General features: G+C 65.3%; 18 protein-coding genes. 10 read left to right on the top strand and 8 right to left on the bottom strand.

Annotated features, from left to right (window positions below):
• The first annotated feature begins 20 nt into the window (after nt 1–20).
• Nucleotides 21–1052, top strand: coding sequence for a phenylacetaldoxime dehydratase family protein (locus tag BI327_RS01740; RefSeq protein ID WP_076858067.1), 1032 nt, complete (start codon nt 21–23; stop codon nt 1050–1052).
• A gap of 166 nt (nt 1053–1218) precedes the next feature.
• On the opposite strand, the gene BI327_RS01735 is transcribed toward BI327_RS01740, so the two are convergent.
• Nucleotides 1219–2148: a glycine/sarcosine/betaine reductase selenoprotein B family protein gene (locus BI327_RS01735; protein WP_076858065.1), complete on the bottom strand. Its 930-nt coding sequence runs from the start codon at nt 2146–2148 to the stop codon at nt 1219–1221.
• 92 nt (nt 2149–2240) lie between these two features.
• Between BI327_RS01735 and BI327_RS01730 the strand changes: the two genes are divergently transcribed.
• From BI327_RS01730 to tsaA, 5 genes are all read left to right on the top strand, one after another.
• Nucleotides 2241–3383: a lytic transglycosylase domain-containing protein gene (locus BI327_RS01730; RefSeq protein WP_245334685.1), complete on the top strand. Its 1143-nt coding sequence runs from the start codon at nt 2241–2243 to the stop codon at nt 3381–3383.
• 203 nt (nt 3384–3586) lie between these two features.
• Nucleotides 3587–4339, top strand: a complete 753-nt coding sequence (locus BI327_RS01725) for an AzlC family ABC transporter permease (RefSeq protein WP_076858063.1) — start codon at nt 3587–3589, stop codon at nt 4337–4339.
• Entirely contained in the window at nt 4336–4680 is a 345-nt protein-coding gene (locus BI327_RS01720) for an AzlD domain-containing protein (protein ID WP_076858061.1), read from the top strand. Before BI327_RS01725 ends, BI327_RS01720 begins: the two co-directional genes overlap by 4 nt.
• A gap of 61 nt (nt 4681–4741) precedes the next feature.
• The gene (locus tag BI327_RS01715; RefSeq protein WP_076858059.1) at nt 4742–5722 is read left to right on the top strand and encodes a Bug family tripartite tricarboxylate transporter substrate binding protein; all 981 of its coding nucleotides are present in this window, start codon (nt 4742–4744) and stop codon (nt 5720–5722) included.
• Nucleotides 5723–5725: 3 nt separating this feature from the next.
• A complete protein-coding gene (gene tsaA / locus BI327_RS01710) occupies nt 5726–6217 on the top strand; it encodes a tRNA (N6-threonylcarbamoyladenosine(37)-N6)-methyltransferase TrmO (RefSeq protein WP_074128941.1) in 492 nt (163 codons plus the stop codon).
• A gap of 143 nt (nt 6218–6360) precedes the next feature.
• Here tsaA and BI327_RS01705 read toward each other — a convergent pair whose 3' ends face one another.
• The 4 genes from BI327_RS01705 to BI327_RS01690 form a co-directional block, all read right to left on the bottom strand.
• Nucleotides 6361–6786 (bottom strand): HIT family protein, encoded by a 426-nt coding sequence (locus BI327_RS01705; RefSeq protein WP_076858058.1) that lies wholly within the window; start codon nt 6784–6786, stop codon nt 6361–6363.
• Nucleotides 6787–6838: 52 nt separating this feature from the next.
• Nucleotides 6839–8089, bottom strand: coding sequence for a GNAT family N-acetyltransferase (locus BI327_RS01700; protein ID WP_076858056.1), 1251 nt, complete (start codon nt 8087–8089; stop codon nt 6839–6841).
• A 155-nt stretch (nt 8090–8244) separates the two neighbouring features.
• On the bottom strand, nt 8245–8997 hold the full coding sequence (locus BI327_RS01695; protein ID WP_076858054.1) for a glycerophosphodiester phosphodiesterase: 753 nt from the start codon (nt 8995–8997) through the stop codon (nt 8245–8247).
• A 3-nt stretch (nt 8998–9000) separates the two neighbouring features.
• Entirely contained in the window at nt 9001–9468 is a 468-nt protein-coding gene (locus tag BI327_RS01690; protein ID WP_016845428.1) for a RidA family protein, read from the bottom strand.
• Nucleotides 9469–9729: 261 nt separating this feature from the next.
• Between BI327_RS01690 and BI327_RS01685 the strand changes: the two genes are divergently transcribed.
• Both BI327_RS01685 and BI327_RS01680 read left to right on the top strand, forming a co-directional pair.
• The gene (locus BI327_RS01685) at nt 9730–10596 is read left to right on the top strand and encodes a cell envelope integrity EipB family protein (protein ID WP_076858052.1); all 867 of its coding nucleotides are present in this window, start codon (nt 9730–9732) and stop codon (nt 10594–10596) included.
• 250 nt (nt 10597–10846) lie between these two features.
• Nucleotides 10847–11248, top strand: coding sequence for a RidA family protein (locus BI327_RS01680; RefSeq protein ID WP_076858050.1), 402 nt, complete (start codon nt 10847–10849; stop codon nt 11246–11248).
• A 121-nt stretch (nt 11249–11369) separates the two neighbouring features.
• Here the strand turns inward: BI327_RS01680 and BI327_RS01675 are convergent, their stop codons facing one another.
• A complete protein-coding gene (locus BI327_RS01675) occupies nt 11370–12686 on the bottom strand; it encodes a DNA polymerase IV (protein WP_076858048.1) in 1317 nt (438 codons plus the stop codon).
• The gene (locus BI327_RS01670; protein WP_076858046.1) at nt 12665–12964 is read right to left on the bottom strand and encodes a DUF3572 domain-containing protein; all 300 of its coding nucleotides are present in this window, start codon (nt 12962–12964) and stop codon (nt 12665–12667) included. The genes BI327_RS01675 and BI327_RS01670 overlap by 22 nt, the downstream gene beginning before the upstream one ends.
• A gap of 229 nt (nt 12965–13193) precedes the next feature.
• Between BI327_RS01670 and BI327_RS01665 the strand changes: the two genes are divergently transcribed.
• Both BI327_RS01665 and BI327_RS01660 read left to right on the top strand, forming a co-directional pair.
• Nucleotides 13194–13559: a response regulator gene (locus BI327_RS01665; RefSeq protein WP_016845968.1), complete on the top strand. Its 366-nt coding sequence runs from the start codon at nt 13194–13196 to the stop codon at nt 13557–13559.
• A gap of 15 nt (nt 13560–13574) precedes the next feature.
• Nucleotides 13575–14948 (top strand): PleD family two-component system response regulator, encoded by a 1374-nt coding sequence (locus BI327_RS01660; protein ID WP_076858044.1) that lies wholly within the window; start codon nt 13575–13577, stop codon nt 14946–14948.
• Nucleotides 14949–15140: 192 nt separating this feature from the next.
• Here BI327_RS01660 and BI327_RS01655 read toward each other — a convergent pair whose 3' ends face one another.
• Nucleotides 15141–16346, bottom strand: coding sequence for a serine hydrolase domain-containing protein (locus BI327_RS01655; RefSeq protein WP_245334684.1), 1206 nt, complete (start codon nt 16344–16346; stop codon nt 15141–15143).
• Nucleotides 16347–16366 lie beyond the last annotated feature (20 nt).

The following is a 16366-nucleotide window of genomic DNA, read 5'->3' as shown; positions in this document are numbered from 1 at the left end:
TCGAACCGGAGGCGACTGCCATGGAATCCGCGATTCCCCCTCATTTGCAGACCGAGCGCTCCCGTCATCGGCGCGTACCCGATGACTACGCGCCGCCTTATCCATCCTTCGTCGCGCGCCACAAGCCCGCGGTCGCAAGCGTCATCATGGCCTATTTCGGCGTGCAGTTTCGCGGCGAGCCGACTGCCGCCGTGACCGATGCGCTGACGCAGATCGCAAACCGGTTTGGTGGCGACAACGGGCCGACGCATTGGGACCGCGCGCAATATGTCGACCAGGCCGGGTTCACCAACGTCGTCTCGGTTGCCTATTGGGACGACGCCGGGCGTTTCGATGCCTGGTTCGACGGCGCACGCGAGGCCTGGACCGGCGCTGGCGTCAGCGCTGGCGTCGGCCGCTTCATCGAGGTGCTGCGGCCGCATGTGGCGCGTTACGAGACGCTGTTCTCGTCGCTCGGGCGCCCGGAGGGCGTCGCGGTGCTTGCCGAAGGCATGAGCGCCGAGGTGCAGGAGCACGCCTATTGGGGCGGCATGCGCGACCGCATCCCGCTCTCACAGACCGACGCGATGACGCCGGGCGGCGAGCCGCGCGTGATCCGCGATGGTGCGCGGATCCGCGTCGTGGCACATGACAATCTCTGCCTGATCCGCTCTGGTCAGGACTGGAGCGACACCGAGGCCTCGGAGCGCAAGATGTATCTCGACGATGTCGAGCCGGTGCTGCGTGAGGGCATGGATTTCCTGCGCGACGACGGCCTGCCCATCGGCTGCTACGCCAACCGCTACATGCGCGTGGTCGATGCGCAGGGGAGGCCGACCGAAAAATCCTACGGCCAAAGCTGGTGGAAGAGCCTGGCCGCGCTGGAGCGCTGGGCGGAATCGCATCCGACCCATGTCAGGATTTTTGGCGCGGCGATGAAATATCTGTCGACGTTGGGGCCGAGCGCAAAGCTCAGGCTGTATCACGAGGTCACGGTCGCCGCCGCCGACGAGCAGTTCTTCGAATATCTCGGCTGCCACGAGCGGACCGGCATGCTGGGCGCGGTGCAGTGAGCGTAAGCGGCTTGCACACTTGTCGTCCCCCGGCTTGACCGGGGGACCCAGTACGCTGCGGCTTCTCCGTGACTGACTGGTGTCTCTGGAATACTGGATCGCCCGGTCGAGCCGGGCGACGACACTGTCGGTTTGGAAAGCGATGGTGCTGAATGCTCGGTCTGCCTTAAGCGACGCGCAGGCCCTTCGCGATTTCCTTCTGTGCGTCGAATTCCCGCCGCAGCCTTGCCAGCTCGTCGGCGCTCAGCGCGTCGGCGTTGCTGTAGTCGCGCTTCCAAGAGGCATCCTCGCTCCAGCGCAGCGGCGACTGCACGGTGGTCTGCGGACCGGGGGCGGACTCCAGCACGCGCAGCGCGAGCTCCAGCGTGAAGGCCTGGGAGGCCTCGTCGTGCGGCTTGCCGGCGGCATTGCCGAGCGGGAAATCCGAGAACAGGAAGCGCGGCACTGCGGCGTGCTCGACGATGTCCTTGGCGCAGCCCATCACGACGGTGGAGATGCCGTTGGCCTCGAGGTGCCGCGCGACCAGGCTGACGGTCTGGTGGCAGACCGGGCAGTTCGGCACCAGCACCGCGGCGTCAACCTTGTCGTCACGGCAGCGCTTGAGGATTTCGGGGGCGTCGGTCTCGATGGTGACGCGGTGGCTGCGGTTGGTCGGCGCACCGAAGAAGCGCGGAGCGACGTCGCCGATCGTGCCGGCCGCGGCGAGCCGCTTGAGTTGCGCCAGCGGGAACCAGGTGCCGCTGTCGGTCGCCGTGGTGTGGGTGCGGTCATAGGCGATGTGCGAAATCCGCAGATCGTGCTGCGCTGACGTGTCGCCGTCATAGACCGAATAGAATTTTGCCCCGCCATTGTATTTCGCGCCGGGGCCCTGGTCGCCTTTGGCGGGGTCGAACGGCGCCGCTGTCGTGATGAGGGCGACGCGGGACTGGTTCAGCGGCTTCGTCAGCGGCTCGAACGGGGCGGCGGTGTAATGCGCCCAGCGGTAGGGGGTGGTGTAGCCGATCGCCGCGTAATAATCGCGGGTCCGCTTCATGTAGCCGATCGGGGCGTCATCGTCGGGGGCAAAGCCGGTTTGATCGTCGGACGCTGCGGCCATTTTGCGCTCCCTTTTGCGCGCCATCATTTCAGTCCATAGCTAGACCACGAGCTTGCGGTGTCAAGCCGCGCCAGCGCGGGAACAGATTTGCCATGCGAACAGGTCTTTGCGCCGCAATGGTCCTGCTTGTGCTGCTGGTGCCGCCGGCCGGCGCCGAAGATGCGCCTGCCGCGGCCCCGGCGACGCCGCCAGGCGCCGAGCGGCCCGCAACGCCGCCTTCGGACAAGCCCGCCGAGAAACCCGCGGAGGCGCCTGCGGAGCAGCCTGCGACGCCTCCGGGCACGCAGGCCGAGAAACCTGCTGCGCCTCCAGCGGACGCCCCCGCGGCGCCTGCCGACAAGCCTGCTGCGGCACCGGGCGACCCGCCTGGGAAACCCGCGGCCGAGATCAACAAGCCCGCGACCGACAAGCCCGCCGACGACGCGCGTGAGAGCGACACCCGCGAGGCGATGTGCCTGATGATCGAGTCGGCAGCACGGGCGAACGACTTGCCGCTCGAATTCTTCGCGCGGGTGATCTGGCAGGAGAGCCGCTTCCAGGCCGACGCGGTTGGTCCGGTGACCCGCAACGGCCAGCGCGCGCAGGGGATCGCGCAATTCATGCCGGGCACCGCCAACGAGCGCGGATTGCTTGATCCGTTCAATCCGGTGCAGGCGCTGCCGAAGTCGGCCGAATTCCTCAGCGAGCTGCGCAACCAGTTCGGCAATCTCGGCCTCGCGGCCGCCGCCTACAATGCCGGCCCGCGCCGGGTGCAGGACTGGCTCGCCGGCACCGGATACATGCCGCAGGAGACGCGCAATTATGTCTCGGCGATCACCGGCTCGAGCGTCGACGACTGGGCCGCTGCCGCCCGCAACAACGGCAAGATGCCACAGCGCGCGCCGGCCCAGAGCTGCCGCGAGCTGATGGCGCTCTTGAAGCGCGCGCCCAATCCGTTCGTGGCTGAGCTCGAGCAGCACATCACGCTGTCGGCGGCCAAGGTCTGGGGCGTGCAACTCGCCGCCGGCTTCAACCGCGACAAGGCGCTCGCGATGTATGCCCGCGCCATGAAGCGGTTGTCGAACGTGATCGGCGACCAGGACCCGAGCCTGCTCAGCTCGCGGCTGCGCACCCGCGGCAGCGCGACGTTCTACCAGGTGCGCATCGGCGCCGACACGCGCCCCGAGGCCGACGGCCTGTGCAACCGCATCCGCAAGGCGGGCGGGGCGTGTTTTGTGCTCAAGAACAGGGCGTGAGGGGAAGGCCCACCGCGTCATTGCGAGGAGCGCAGCGACGAAGCAATCCATCCGTCCGCGCATGTGGAAGCGTGGATTGCTTTGCTTCGCTCGCAATGACGGCTGGGGCACCACTGCCGCATACCAGCGCTGTGCTGCCATTCGCTTGACCGTGGTTTCGTGCCGCCCTAATCCGCCACCATTGCAAAACCATCCGGTTCACCGTGGCGCTTCCTCCGCTCGATTCCCCGCAGTGGCAGACCTCGTTCCGCGCCTTCCTGTGGGGCGCGCGGTCGATCGGCGCGACCGTGCTGACGCTGGTGCTGTTTGCGACCTATCTCGGGATCGGTGCGCTGGCGCATGATAGCGGCTTCTCGCTGGGCTGGACGCTGGCGAGCACGGCGTTCGTCTGGGCGGGGCCTGCGCAGATCATCGTGATCACGACGCTCGGCTCCGGCGCCACCGTGCTGCAATCGGCGATCGCGGTCACCGTCAGCGCAATCCGGCTGTTCCCGATGGTGGTCTCAGTGCTGCCGTTGATGCGCACCGAACAGACAAAACGTCGGCATCTGATCTTGGTGGCGCATCTCACCGCAGTGACGCTGTGGGTCGAATGCTACCGCTTTCTGCCGCAGGTGCCGCGTAACCGTCGCATCGCCTTCATCCACGGGCTCGGCCTGGGGCTGGTCTCGGTCTGCCTGATCGCCAACACGATCGGCTACACGCTTGCGGCCAATCTCACGCCGCTATTGGCCGCCGGCATGCTGATGCTGACGCCGCTCGCCTTCCTGTTCTCCACTGCGCGCAACTGCCGCGAGCTCGCCGATGTCATCGCGCTGGTGCTCGGGCTCCTGCTGTTCCCGCTGGCGGCGATGCTCAACAGCGGCGTCGACATCCTGGTCAGCGGCGTCGTCGCCGGAACCATCGCCTATGGCGTGCACCGGGCGCGGGCGGGGACGGTGAGGGCGCGCGCATGAGCACCTTCATCGGCGACTGGCACGCGCTCGCAATCCTGTTCGTGGCGGGCGTCATCCCCAACCAGATCTGGCGCATGCTCGGCCTCTGGTTCGGCGGCGGCATCGACGAGAATTCGGAACTGCTGGTCTGGGTGAGGGCGGTCGCCACCGCGATCCTCGCCGGGATCATCGCGCAGATCGTGGTGCAGCCGCCGGGCGCGCTGGCCAGCGTGCCGGACTGGCTGCGTTACAGTTCGGTTGTCGCAGGCTTCGTGGCGTTCATGCTGGCGCGGAAATCGATCTTCGCCGGCGTGATCGTGGGCGAGGTCGTCATGATCGCAGGCAAATACTGGCTCGGCTGATTGCGGCGACCGCATTATCCGCTACTCTCGTTCCCCAACAACAAGACAACGGGGAAACGGCATGCAGCGGCGCGCATCATCGCTATTCATTGTTGCTCTGACGGCGTTGCTGGCGGCGGCGCAGCCTGCGCGCGCGGCCGACTATCCGGCGCGTCCGATCAAGCTCGTGGTGCCCTATGCCGCGGGCGGGCCGACAGATGTGCTCGGCCGCATCGTCGGCGAATATCTCGGGCGCGATCTCAAGCAGGTGGTCGTGGTCGAGAACAAGGCCGGCGCGCAGGGCGCGATCGGCGCCGAGGCCGTGGCGCGCTCCGATCCCGACGGCTACACGCTGTTCGTGACGGCGGCCTCGATCTTCGTGCTCAACCCGCTGCTCTACAAGAAGCTGCCCTACGATCCCACGAGGGATTTCCGCCTGCTGTCCGTGATCACGGATGCGCCGATGATCATGGAGGTGCATCCGTCGGTTCCGGCCAAGACGATCGCGGAGTTCGTCGCCTATGCGAAGAAGAATCCCGGCAAGCTCAATTTCGGATCGGCCGGCACCGGCGGCACGGTCCATCTCGCCGGCGAGATGTTCAAGCAGATGGCCGGCGTCGAGATGACCCACGTGCCCTACAAGGGCGCCGGACCCGCGTTGCAGGATTTGCTGTCCGACAATATCCAGCTGATGTTCGACACGCTCGGCACCGCGCTGCCGCCGGTCAAATCAGGCATGCTGCGCGCGCTCGGCGTCAGTTCGACCGAGCGTATCCCCGACTTGCCCGATCTGCCGACGATTGCCGAGAGCGGCTATCCCGATTATGCGGTCAGCGTCTGGTATGGTATTGCAGCGCCGTCGAAAGTGCCTGACGACGTCGCCGCTAAGATCAAGGCGAGCCTGGACCGGGCCTTGAACGACGAGGCGTTCCGCGCTTCGCTGGTCAAGATCGGTTTTCCGCCGCTGCGCGCGAAGAGCCAGGCCGAGATCGACAAGTTCGTGGATACCGATCGCGCGCGGTGGGCGGGCGTGGTCAAGGCGCTCAACATATCGCTGGACTGACACATGGTACGTGAAATGGAATTGCGCCAGGGCGAGGTCGCCGTCGACATGCCGACGGCGCGCGATGCCGGGCTCGTCTTCATCGGCCGCATCCGCACGCCCTGGACCTCGCGGCTGGCGACGCCGCGGCAGGGGCGGCACGACGGCCCGGTGTGCCGGCTCGAGATTTTCGAGCCCTGGGTCGCGGCGATCAAGGGTGTCGATTTCTACAGCAATCTCGAAGTGTTGTACTGGCTGCACCAGTCGCGCCGCGACATCGTGCTGCAAAGTCCGAAGAATAACGGCAACACCCGCGGCACCTTCTCGCTGCGCTCGCCGGTGCGGCCGAACCCGATCGGCACTTCGATCGTCAAGCTGGTCGGCGTCGAGGGCAACGTCATCCTGGTGCGCGGCCTCGACTGCCTCGACGAGACGCCGCTGATCGATGTCAAGCCCGACCGCTGCGAGTTCACCCCGCTGGCCCCGCCGCAAGCGGGGGATTTCGAGACGGAGTGAACCTCTCGGTTGTCATTGCGAGGAGCGAAGCGACGAAGCAATCCATCGTTCCGCATGCGCCGAACGATGGATTACTTCGCGGAGCCTGTCATCCGGCGGCGCTCCGCGCCGACCGGGTGGCTCGCAATGACGAGGAGAGGCCGCTACTTCAGCGCCGCGATCAGCTTCGCCGCGTTTGCCTCGAGCACCTTGCCGTCTTCCTTGTGGCTCGCGGGCGGCAGCAGCGCGACGCCGTCCTTGCGCGGCATCACATGCATGTGGAGGTGGAAAACCACCTGGCCGCCGGCCGGCTCGTTGAATTGCTGCACGGTGATGCCGTCGGCCTCGAACGCCTTCATGCTGGCGGCCGCGATCTTGTGCGCCGCGCGCGCGACATGGGCGTAGTCGTCGGGCGTGATGTCGAGGATGTTGCGGGCAGGGGCCTTCGGGATGACGAGCGTATGCCCGGGCGAGCGCGGCATGATGTCGAGGAAAGCGAGCACGTGCTCGTTCTCATAGACCTTGTAGCAGGGAAACTCGCCGCGCAGGATTTTTGCGAAGGGGTTGTTGTTGTCGTAGGCGGCGGGCATGGCGGCGTCTCCTCAATTTTATTGCGCTAATGTCTAGGTCGCGGCCCAAACGTCAAGCGTCGTCGTCGACGGTCTTCCGGAACGGACCGGCCTCGGCGAGCTCGCGGCCGACCTCGGCGACATAATCACGCTCGCGCTTGAGGTAATCGGCGATCGCCCGGCGCAAGCCGGGATCGGCGATGAAATGCGCCGAGTAAGTGGTCTGCGGCAGGTAGCCGCGCGCCAGCTTGTGCTCGCCCTGCGCGCCGGCCTCGACCACCTTGAGCCCGCGCTGAACCGCGAAATCGATCGCCTGATAGTAGCAGACCTCGAAATGCAGGAACGGGTGATGCTCGATCGCGCCCCAGTTCCGGCCGAACAGCGTGTCCGAGCCGATGAAGTTGATGGCGCCCGCGATCCAGCGGCCGTTGCGCTTGGCCATGACGAGCAGCACGTCGCGGGCCATGCTCTCGCCGATCAGCGAGAAGAATTGCCGGGTCAGATACGGCCGGCCCCATTTGCGCGAGCCGGTCTCCATGTAGAACTCGAAGAACGCGTCCCAGGCGTCTTCGGTGATGTCGGAGCCGGTCAGCCAGTGGATGGTGATCCCGGCGGCTAGAGCCTCGCGGCGCTCGCGCTTGATGCCCTTGCGGTGGCGCGAGTTCAGCGAGCCGAGGAAATCGTCGAAGGTCTTGTAGCCCTCATTGTGCCAGTGGAACTGCTGGTCGGTCCGCTGCAGGAAACCGTGCGCGCCGAGGAACTTGGCCTCGTCCTCGCGGGCAAAGGTGACGTGCACGGAGGAGGCCTCAGTGGCGTTGCAGAGCGCGCGCAGGCCCCGCACCAGCGCCGAGCCGATCACCTCGCGGTCGACACCGTCGCGGATCAGGAGCCGCGGCCCGGTCGCGGGCGTGAAGGGGACGGAGACCTGGAGCTTCGGATAGTAGCTGCCGCCGGCGCGGTGATAGGCCTCGGCCCAGCCGCGGTCGAACACGTATTCGCCCTGCGAGTGCGATTTCAGATAGCAGGGCACGACGCCGGCGATCCGGCCATCGAGCTTTGCGATCAGATGCCGTGGCCCCCAGCCGGTCCGCGGGCAGGCCGAATTGGAGGCTTCGGCAGCGGCAAAAAAGGCATGGGAAACGAATGGGTTATAGCTCGAACTTGCGGCGGTCTGACAGTCGCCTGCGGAACCGGGCGAGGCCAGGGTGTCGAGGTCATGGATGCTGCTGGCGCCCGCCTTCGGATTGGCGCAGGCATCCCATTCGGCCGCCGGTACGGCGCCGATGTCAGCTACAGCCTCTAAGGTGATTTCAGAAGACGCCATCGAGAATGAAGACCGGTGCCTCGTTTGAGCATGATCTTTCCGGAACAGCTGGCTCCACTTCCGGATCATGCTCCGCATTCCGCCATCGGCGATGACGACCAACCTCCGACAACATCGTGCGTCGCAGCGACGAGTTCAAGGCTGCCGGTGACATCTCAGGTTCCCGGCACAAACCCCTCGAAAATCATCTGGTCGGCGTAGCGCGCCGCGCGTTTACGCTGTTCCGCGGTCCGCACGGTCCAGGCCAAAAGCGGGCAGCCGAACACGTTGCGGGCGATCCAGGGCGCCGGCGCCGGGAGCTGGTTGACCCAGAAAGCAACGAAATGCGGCTCGGTCTTGAAGCCGTGGCGCAGATACAGCATGCCGTCGCGCTGCGCCGGGCTCAGCTTGTCCCAATGGCCGTCGTCATAGCTGCGCTGGGCGGTGATGCCGCGCGGCAGGTTCGGCATGATCTCGCGCAGCGCCAGCACCTGATCGGGATCGAACGACATGCCGACAACAGGGCCGGAATAGGACGACAGCACCTCGGCCATCCGGCGCACCAGACTGCGGTCGCCATCGAAATGGCTCTTCACCTCGACCACCAGCGGAACGCGGCCGGCGACCAGCGTGCAGAGATCGCCGAGCGTCATCATCTGCTCGGCGGTGTCCTTGAACCTGACCGCCTTGAGCTCGGCCGCCGTCTTGGTCGCCAGCAGGCCCGACCCCTCGGTGAGGCGGCCGAGTGCATCGTCGTGATGCACCATCGCCTCACCGTCGGCGGTGAGCTGGATGTCGCACTCGATCGCGAAATTGCCTGATACCGCGGCGTTGGCCGCGGCCGGCATGTTCTCGATGACGCCGCGTGCGGCGTCGTGCAGGCCGCGATGGGCGACCGGCCGTTTCGTCAGCCAATCCGGCGCGCGCATCGATCAGGCGACTTCGAAGACGCCTTCGACTTCGACCGCGGCATCCGCCGGCAGCGAGGCGACGCCGACGGTGGTGCGGGCATGGCGGCCCTTGTCGCCGAACGCTTCGACCATCAGGTCGGAGGCGCCGTTCAGGACCTTCGGCCCGTCGAAGAAATCGGGCGCCGAATTGATGAAGCCGCCGAGCCGCACCACGCGCACGACCTTGTCGAGGTCGCCGAGCGCGGCCTTGATCTGCGCCAGTAGGTTGATCGCGCAGCCGCGCGCGGCAGCGGCGCCCTGTTCGAGCGTGACGCCGGCGCCGAGCTTGCCCTTGGCGATCAGCTTGCCTTCGGCGTTGAAACAGACCTGGCCGGAGACGAACAGCAGGTTGCCGCTGCGGACGAAGGGGACATAGTTCGCGACCGGGGAGGTCGGCTCGGGAAGTGTGATGCCCTGTGACGCCAGTTTCTGTTCGACGGTACCCGCCATTTTGTTCCCCAATTGGATTGCACGAAGCCTGAAACGCGGTCAGGGCCGAGTTTGTTTCGATTGTTTCGCGCATCGTGCCGCCGGTTGCAAGCGACTGGACGGCATGCGTCATGCCGCCGTGAGCTGCGGAATCGCAGGGAAAACTGCCGAAAATGACGGCACTTTCGCCGCGCAGATTACTATTTTGTCAGACTTGCCCCAGTTGCGGCGCAATACCACCGTCACTATTGTGGCGAATCCCTGCCTCCTCGAGGAAAAACAATGACCCTGCCGTTTCGGACTCCGTTGCGTGCCCTGGTGCTCACGATCGCCGTTGCCGCAGGATCCGGACTGGTTCAAGGGTCCGCGGCGGCCGCCGCAAGCGGGCCGTTTCTCGCGCATCAGGCCCTGTATGATCTGAGCCTGGTGAAATCGCGCGGCTCCAACTCGGTCAGCGATGCGCGCGGGCGCATCCTCTACAATTTCTCCGGCAACTCCTGCGAAGGCTACACCTCGGAATTCCGCCAGGTGTCCGAGCTCGACAGCGGCGAGGGCAAGGTGACGTTGTCCGATCTGCGCTCTAGCTCCTGGGAGGACGCGTCGGGCAAGAGCTACCGCTTCAAGATCGACACGCGGATGAACGACAGCGACTCGTCCCCGGTCGACGGCATCGCCGAGCGCGTCGGTGATCATATCACCGTGAAGCTGACCCAGCCGGTGAAGAAGACGTTCAATATCGACGGCAAGATTGTGTTCCCGACCGAGCAGATCCAGCACATCATCGCTGCCGCCCGTGACGGCAAATCGGTGCTCGAGCAGACCGTCTATGACGGCTCCGACAATGGCGAGAAAATCTACAACACGCTGACCGTGATCGGCCGGCCGATCGCCGGCGATCGCGCGCCGTCATCGCCCGATCCGTCGACGGCGAGCGATGCGATGAAAACCATGACGCGCTGGCCGGTGACGGTAAGCTATTACGACAGCGATGCGCGGGCGAAGGACGGCGAGCAGACGCCGGTCTATGCGATGTCGTTCGAGCTCTACGAAAACGGCGTCTCCCGCGCGCTGGTCCTTGATTACAACGATTTCGTGATCTCCGGCGCGCTGGACAAGTTCGACGTCAGGGATTCCAAGCCTTGTAAATAAGGGGCTGGCTATAGCCACCCACTCGCCGTCGTCCCGGGCAAGCGAAGCGCGACCCGGGATCCATAACCACGACCGGTAATTGTCGTGCAGCGCTGGAGCCGCAGCGGCCTTCGACAACTGCTCCCTGTGGTTATGGGTCCCTGCTTTCGCAGGGACGACAGCGGAGCAAAAATCCCCCGCGAGACCGCTCTGGCCTCAACCGTCCGACCCGAGTACGCTTGCCGAAACACGCGTTTCAGGGAGGCACATCATGAGCAAGATCGATCATCTTCGCCCCAGCGGCCTGCATCACAATCCGGCTTACTCCCACGTCGTCGTCGCGTCAGGTGCGCGCACGGTCTACATTTCCGGACAGGTGTCCACGGACGAGGAGGGCCGGGTGGTCGGCGCCGGCGATCTCGCCGCGCAGACGACGCAGGTGATGCAGAACCTCGGCATGGCGCTGAAGGCGGCCGGTGCGAGTTACCGGGATATCGTCAAGATCACGACCTTCGTGGTCGGCTACAAACCGGAGTTGCGCCCCATCATCGGCAAGGCACGTTCGGCCTTCTTCGAGGGCATGGAGCCGCCGGCCTCTACTCTCGTCGGCGTGACGTCGCTGGCGGCGCCGGAATGGCTGATCGAGATCGAGGCGGTTGCGGTCGCGGATTGAGTCAGACGACCTTCGTCATTGCGAGGAGCGAAGCGACGAAGCAATCCATCGTTCCGCATATGCCGAAGCATGGATTGCTTCGCTTCGCTCGCAATGACGGCCGGTGAGACTGGAGTAATTCCTACTCTTCCGCGCTCTTCCCCGGCCCTTCATACGCAATCCCCCGGATCACGGCGGCATTGCCGAACTTCTTGCGCAGATTGTCCATCGCGCGTTCGGCGTGCGCCGAGCGGCGGTCGAGCATGTCGGAATCGTTGGCCTGCGCGCCCGGGCGCAACGCGCTGACGCCGGCGCCCATCAGGCGGAAGGCGGTGCCGTCGATCTCCTTGGCCAGCATCTCGCGCGTCACCGCGAAGATCTTGGCGGCCAATTGGGTCGGGGTCTGGATCGATTGCGAACGGGTGCGCTGGCGGAAGTCCGCGGTCTTCAGCTTCAGCGTGATGGTGCAGCCAGAGAGGTCGCTGCTCTTCAGACGGGCCGAAGTCTTCTCCGACAGCTTCCAGAGCAGCTTTTCCAGGATCGCAAAGTCGCGGATGTCGGTCTCGAAGGTGGTCTCGCTCGAGATCGTCTTGGCGCCGCGGTCGGGCACCACGCTGCGGTCGTCGATCCCGCGCGCCAGCCGCCACAGCCTGCGGCCTTCGCTGGCGAATTGCTTCATCAGCTCGTTCTCGTCGGCGCGCTGCAAATCGGCGATGACGCGGAAGCCGCGCTGCACCAGCTTCTCCTGCGTCGCCGGGCCGACGCCGTAGATGAAGCCGACCGGCTTGCCGGCCAGCATCTCGCGCGCCTCGTCCTGGTCGAGCGTGGCGAAGCCCCTGGGCTTGTCGAGGTCGGAGGCGATCTTGGCCAGGAACTTGTTGCAGGACAGCCCGACCGACACCGTGATGCCGATGTCGCGTTCGACGTCGCGGGCGAACCTAGCGAGCACCTTGGCCGGGATCATGCCATGGACGCGCTGCGTGCCGGAGAGATCGAGGAACGCCTCGTCGATCGACAGCGGTTCGACCAGCGGCGTCAGCGCCTGCATCGCGTGGCGCACCTCGCGCCCGACCCGGACATATTTCGCCATGTCCGGCGGGATCACGGTGGCGTCGGGGCAGAGTTCCAGCGCCTTGAACATCGGCATCGCCGAGCGGACGCCATAGGTGCGGGCGATGTAGCAGGCAGCCGACACCACGCCGCGCTTGCCGCCGCCGATGATGACGGGGCGGTCGGCGATGTCAGGATTGTCGCGCTTCTCGACGGTGGCGTAGAACGCGTCGCAATCGATATGCGCCAGCGAAAGCGCGGGCAGGGTGCGATGCCGCACCAGCCGCGGCGAGCCGCAATGGCTGCACCGCTTCACCTTGATGTCGAGATCGCCGAGGCAGTCTCGGCAGAAACTGAGGGGGCCGTCGGAAGCTGCCGCTGCCGTCGTCACGGCACGTCGCGCTCCCATCTCGGATCACCCAGCGCCTGATGGGCGGCCGCGATGTTGGTCGGATGCAATTCGGAGGCGGCTGCGAACGCCTTCACTGTGGCATCGTCGCGCATCACGAAATCGAGCACGCTCGCCAGAAATTGAGGATTGGACGCCGCGTTCCGCAGCGTCTCTGGACCGATTCCGGTTTCGGCCAGGAACAGACCCAGCCGCTCGGGATCGCCGGCAATGAAGCCGAGCGCCTGAATCGCAACGATTTCAGCGACTTCCCGCGGGTTGTGAACAGGCTTTTTCAACGCGCCGGTTTGCCTTTCCGTTAACTTATGGTCTCTATTGAGAGGCCCATCATGCCCGAGTCTTCCGCATGTGTTCAAGCAACGGAAACCACGCTGCGGAAGTTGGACTAACGGGTTAACGGGTTAGAGCGATTCTGGCGCTAGTTTGAATTCACATTTTCGACGCGTCCCGAGCGCGGTGCTTGAAGTGCCGCAGCCGGGCCTGTTTCCTAAGTCTGGGAGGGACGGGATGGCCAAAACCGTCCTGATCGTGGAGGACAACGAGCTTAATATGAAGCTCTTTCGCGATCTGTTGGAAGCGCATGGCTATCAGACTTCGGGCACCAGCAATGGCTTCGAAGCGCTCGATCTCGTCCGCAAACTGCGCCCCGATCTCATTCTGATGGATATTCAACTGCCTCAGGTTTCCGGCCTCGAGGTCACGCGCTGGATCAAGGACGATCCCGATCTGCGCACGATTCCGGTGGTCGCGGTCACCGCCTTCGCCATGAAGGGCGACGAAGAACGCATCCGCGAGGGCGGCTGCGAAGCCTATTTGTCCAAGCCGATCTCGGTCGGCAAATTTATTGAGACTGTCCGACGCTTTATCGGATAGGGGAGTTGTGGTGCCATGTCCGCGCGTATCCTCGTCGTCGATGATGTTCCGGCGAACGTCAAGCTGCTGGAAGCTCGCCTGTCGGCCGAATATTTCGATGTGCTGACCGCGTCCAACGGGACCGAGGCGCTGGAAATCTGCGCGCGCGCGGAATGCGACATCATCCTGCTCGACGTCATGATGCCCGACATGGACGGCTTCGAGGTCTGCCGTCGCCTGAAGTCGAATCCGGCGACGCATTTCATTCCCGTTGTCATCGTCACCGCGCTCGACAGTCCGGCCGATCGCGTCCGCGGGCTCGAGTCCGGCGCCGATGATTTCCTGACCAAGCCGGTGTCCGATGTCGTGCTGATCGCGCGCGTGCGCTCGCTGACGCGGCTGAAGATGATGACCGATGAGCTGCGCATGCGCGCCATCACCTCGCTCGAGATCGGCATGCAGGCGCCCGAGCGCAGCGCGATCGCCGACAAGGGCACCGGTGGGCGCATCCTGCTGGTCGACGACCGTCCGTCGTCCTACGAAAAGCTGGCGCCGATCCTCTCCACTGAGCACACCGTCGACGTCGAGACCAATCCGTCGGAAGCGCTGTTCCACGCCGCCGAGGGCAATTACGACCTGCTGATCGTGTCGCTCAGCCTCGACAATTTCGACGGCCTGCGGCTGTGCAGCCAGGCGCGCTCGCTTGAGCGGACGCGTCAGGTGCCGATCCTTGCGATATCGGATGCCGACAACAACACGCGGCTGATGCGCGGGCTCGAGATCGGCGTCAACGACTATCTGCTGCGGCCCGTCGACAAGAACGAGCTGCTGGCGCGGGCACGCACCCAGATCCGCCGCCGCCGCTATACCGATCATCTGCGCGACAATGTGCAGAACTCGATCGAGATGGCGATCACGGATGCGCTGACCGGCCTCAATAACCGGCGCTACATGGAGAGCCATCTCGCGACGCTGGCCGAGCAGGCCTCGATCCGCGGCAAGCCGCTGGCGCTGATGATCCTCGACATCGATTACTTCAAGGCGATCAACGACACCTACGGCCACGATGCCGGCGACGACGTGCTGCGCGAATTCGCCGTTCGCATCCGCAAGTCGATCCGCGGCATCGATCTCGCCTGCCGTTACGGCGGCGAGGAGTTCGTGATCGTGATGCCCGAGACCGACCTGCATGTCGCCGGCATGGTCGCCGAGCGGCTGCGCCGCTCGATCGCGGGCGAGCCGTTCACCGTCGACAAGGGCGGCAAGCGGATCACCGTCACGATCTCGATCGGGCTCACCACCTTGGAGCGCAAGGGCGAACAGGTCTCCGACGTGCTGAAGCGTGCCGACACCGCGCTCTATCGCGCCAAGCACGACGGCCGCAACCGCGTGGTATCCGCGGCGGCTTAACGACCGCGCTTCACACCATCCACAACACCGGTGGTCATACCCTGCGCATGCGGGGTATCCAGTACGCTGCGGCCTCTCGTTTCAAGCTGAACCGTCTCTGGAATACTGGGTCACCCGCTGGAGCTGTCATCGGGCGGCGCTTCGCGCCGACCCGTTGGCGGGTGACGACAGCATTTGTCATGGATGCAGATGCTATCGCCTGGGCTTCACCGCGTCATAGGCCAGCCGCTTGAACTCGAACGAGAACGGATGGACGAACGCCATCTGGCGCTGCGCCATCATGACGCCGGCGATGCCTTTTCTGGGCGAAATCCACCACTGCGTGCCCGCGACGCCGCCCCAGTAGAACTCACCGGCCGCATCGGGATGATCGATCGGCGAGGGGGTGAGGATCAGGCCGCCGGCAAGCCCGTGCGCCTTGCCGGGCTGTTCGCCCATCATTGCGAAGCGGATCCATTGGCCTTCGGGCAACTGGTTGGACATCATCGCTGCAATCGTGTCCGGCTTCAGCAGCGTCGGTCCGCCCGGCAGCAGGCTGCGGATCAGCGCGACCATGTCGGGCAGTGTCGACACCAGGCCGCCGCCGCCATTCAGCCGTGCGACCGGACGCAGATAGGCGCCGGGGAAGGGCGCATTGTCGGTGCGGGTGAGGCCCGGCTTCATCGGCTCCATCAGGTCGGCGCCAGCGTAATACGCGACGAGGCGACCCTGGTCCTGTTCGGGAACGACGAAGCCGGTATCGACCATGCCGAGCGGATCGAGGATGCGCTCCTTGATAAACTTGTCGAAGCGCTGGCCGCTGACGACTTCCACGAGGCGTGCGATCACGTCGATCGCGAGCGAGTATTCCCACGACGTGCCCGGCTGGTAGATCAGCGGCAGATCGGCCAGCACATCGACCATCTGAGCCAAGGTCGTGTTCGGATTGTGCACGCCGCGTTCGTTCAGAGCCTTGAAGATGACGGTGCCGGGATCGAAGAAACCGTAGCTCAGGCCGGCGCTGTGGCTCAGCAATTGGCGAATGGTGATCGAGCTCTGCGCCGGCTCGGTGTCATCGATCGATGTCGCGCCCGGCCGCAGCACCTTGCGGTTTCCGAGTTGCGGGATGTAGGTCTCGATCGGATCGTCGAGGTGGAAGCGGCCGTCCTCGAACAGCAGCAGCGCCGCGCAGGAGGTGATCAGCTTGGTGTTGGAGAACACCCGGAAGATGTGGTCGGTGCGCAGCGGGGTCTGTGCTTCCTTGTCGGCCCAGCCGACGCAGGACACATCGACCAGCTCGCGGCCGACCATGACCGCGGACGAGATGCCGGACAGCAGATTGTTGTCGATATAGCGCTGCATGGCGGCGCGCGCCGGCGCGAAATCGTAGCCGGTGGCCGTCACCTTCAGATCTTCCATGGTCGTCCCCCTGTTGCGCC

Origin of the sequence: Bradyrhizobium mercantei (assembly GCF_001982635.1) — a bacterium.
Lineage (GTDB): Bacteria > Pseudomonadota > Alphaproteobacteria > Rhizobiales > Xanthobacteraceae > Bradyrhizobium > Bradyrhizobium mercantei.
Note: the sequence above shows the minus strand (reverse complement) of the source record. Positions and strands in the feature narration are given on the sequence as shown.

Bases quoted from the DNA above. Each gene is read 5' to 3' on its own strand.
- BI327_RS01680 (WP_076858050.1), top strand. From the start codon at position 10,847: ATGAGCAAGATCGATCATCTTCGCCCCAGCGGCCTGCATCACAATCCG.
- BI327_RS01715 (WP_076858059.1), top strand. From the start codon at position 4,742: ATGCAGCGGCGCGCATCATCGCTATTCATTGTTGCTCTGACGGCGTTG.
- BI327_RS01735 (WP_076858065.1), bottom strand. From the start codon at position 2,148: ATGGCCGCAGCGTCCGACGATCAAACCGGCTTTGCCCCCGACGATGAC.
- tsaA (WP_074128941.1), top strand. From the start codon at position 5,726: ATGGTACGTGAAATGGAATTGCGCCAGGGCGAGGTCGCCGTCGACATG.
- BI327_RS01690 (WP_016845428.1), bottom strand. From the start codon at position 9,468: ATGGCGGGTACCGTCGAACAGAAACTGGCGTCACAGGGCATCACACTT.
- BI327_RS01655 (WP_245334684.1), bottom strand. From the start codon at position 16,346: ATGGAAGATCTGAAGGTGACGGCCACCGGCTACGATTTCGCGCCGGCG.
- BI327_RS01665 (WP_016845968.1), top strand. From the start codon at position 13,194: ATGGCCAAAACCGTCCTGATCGTGGAGGACAACGAGCTTAATATGAAG.
- BI327_RS01695 (WP_076858054.1), bottom strand. From the start codon at position 8,997: ATGCGCGCGCCGGATTGGCTGACGAAACGGCCGGTCGCCCATCGCGGC.
- BI327_RS01700 (WP_076858056.1), bottom strand. From the start codon at position 8,089: ATGGCGTCTTCTGAAATCACCTTAGAGGCTGTAGCTGACATCGGCGCC.
- BI327_RS01740 (WP_076858067.1), top strand. From the start codon at position 21: ATGGAATCCGCGATTCCCCCTCATTTGCAGACCGAGCGCTCCCGTCAT.
- BI327_RS01720 (WP_076858061.1), top strand. From the start codon at position 4,336: ATGAGCACCTTCATCGGCGACTGGCACGCGCTCGCAATCCTGTTCGTG.
- BI327_RS01660 (WP_076858044.1), top strand. From the start codon at position 13,575: ATGTCCGCGCGTATCCTCGTCGTCGATGATGTTCCGGCGAACGTCAAG.
- BI327_RS01730 (WP_245334685.1), top strand. From the start codon at position 2,241: ATGCGAACAGGTCTTTGCGCCGCAATGGTCCTGCTTGTGCTGCTGGTG.
- BI327_RS01705 (WP_076858058.1), bottom strand. From the start codon at position 6,786: ATGCCCGCCGCCTACGACAACAACAACCCCTTCGCAAAAATCCTGCGC.
- BI327_RS01675 (WP_076858048.1), bottom strand. From the start codon at position 12,686: ATGGGAGCGCGACGTGCCGTGACGACGGCAGCGGCAGCTTCCGACGGC.
- BI327_RS01685 (WP_076858052.1), top strand. From the start codon at position 9,730: ATGACCCTGCCGTTTCGGACTCCGTTGCGTGCCCTGGTGCTCACGATC.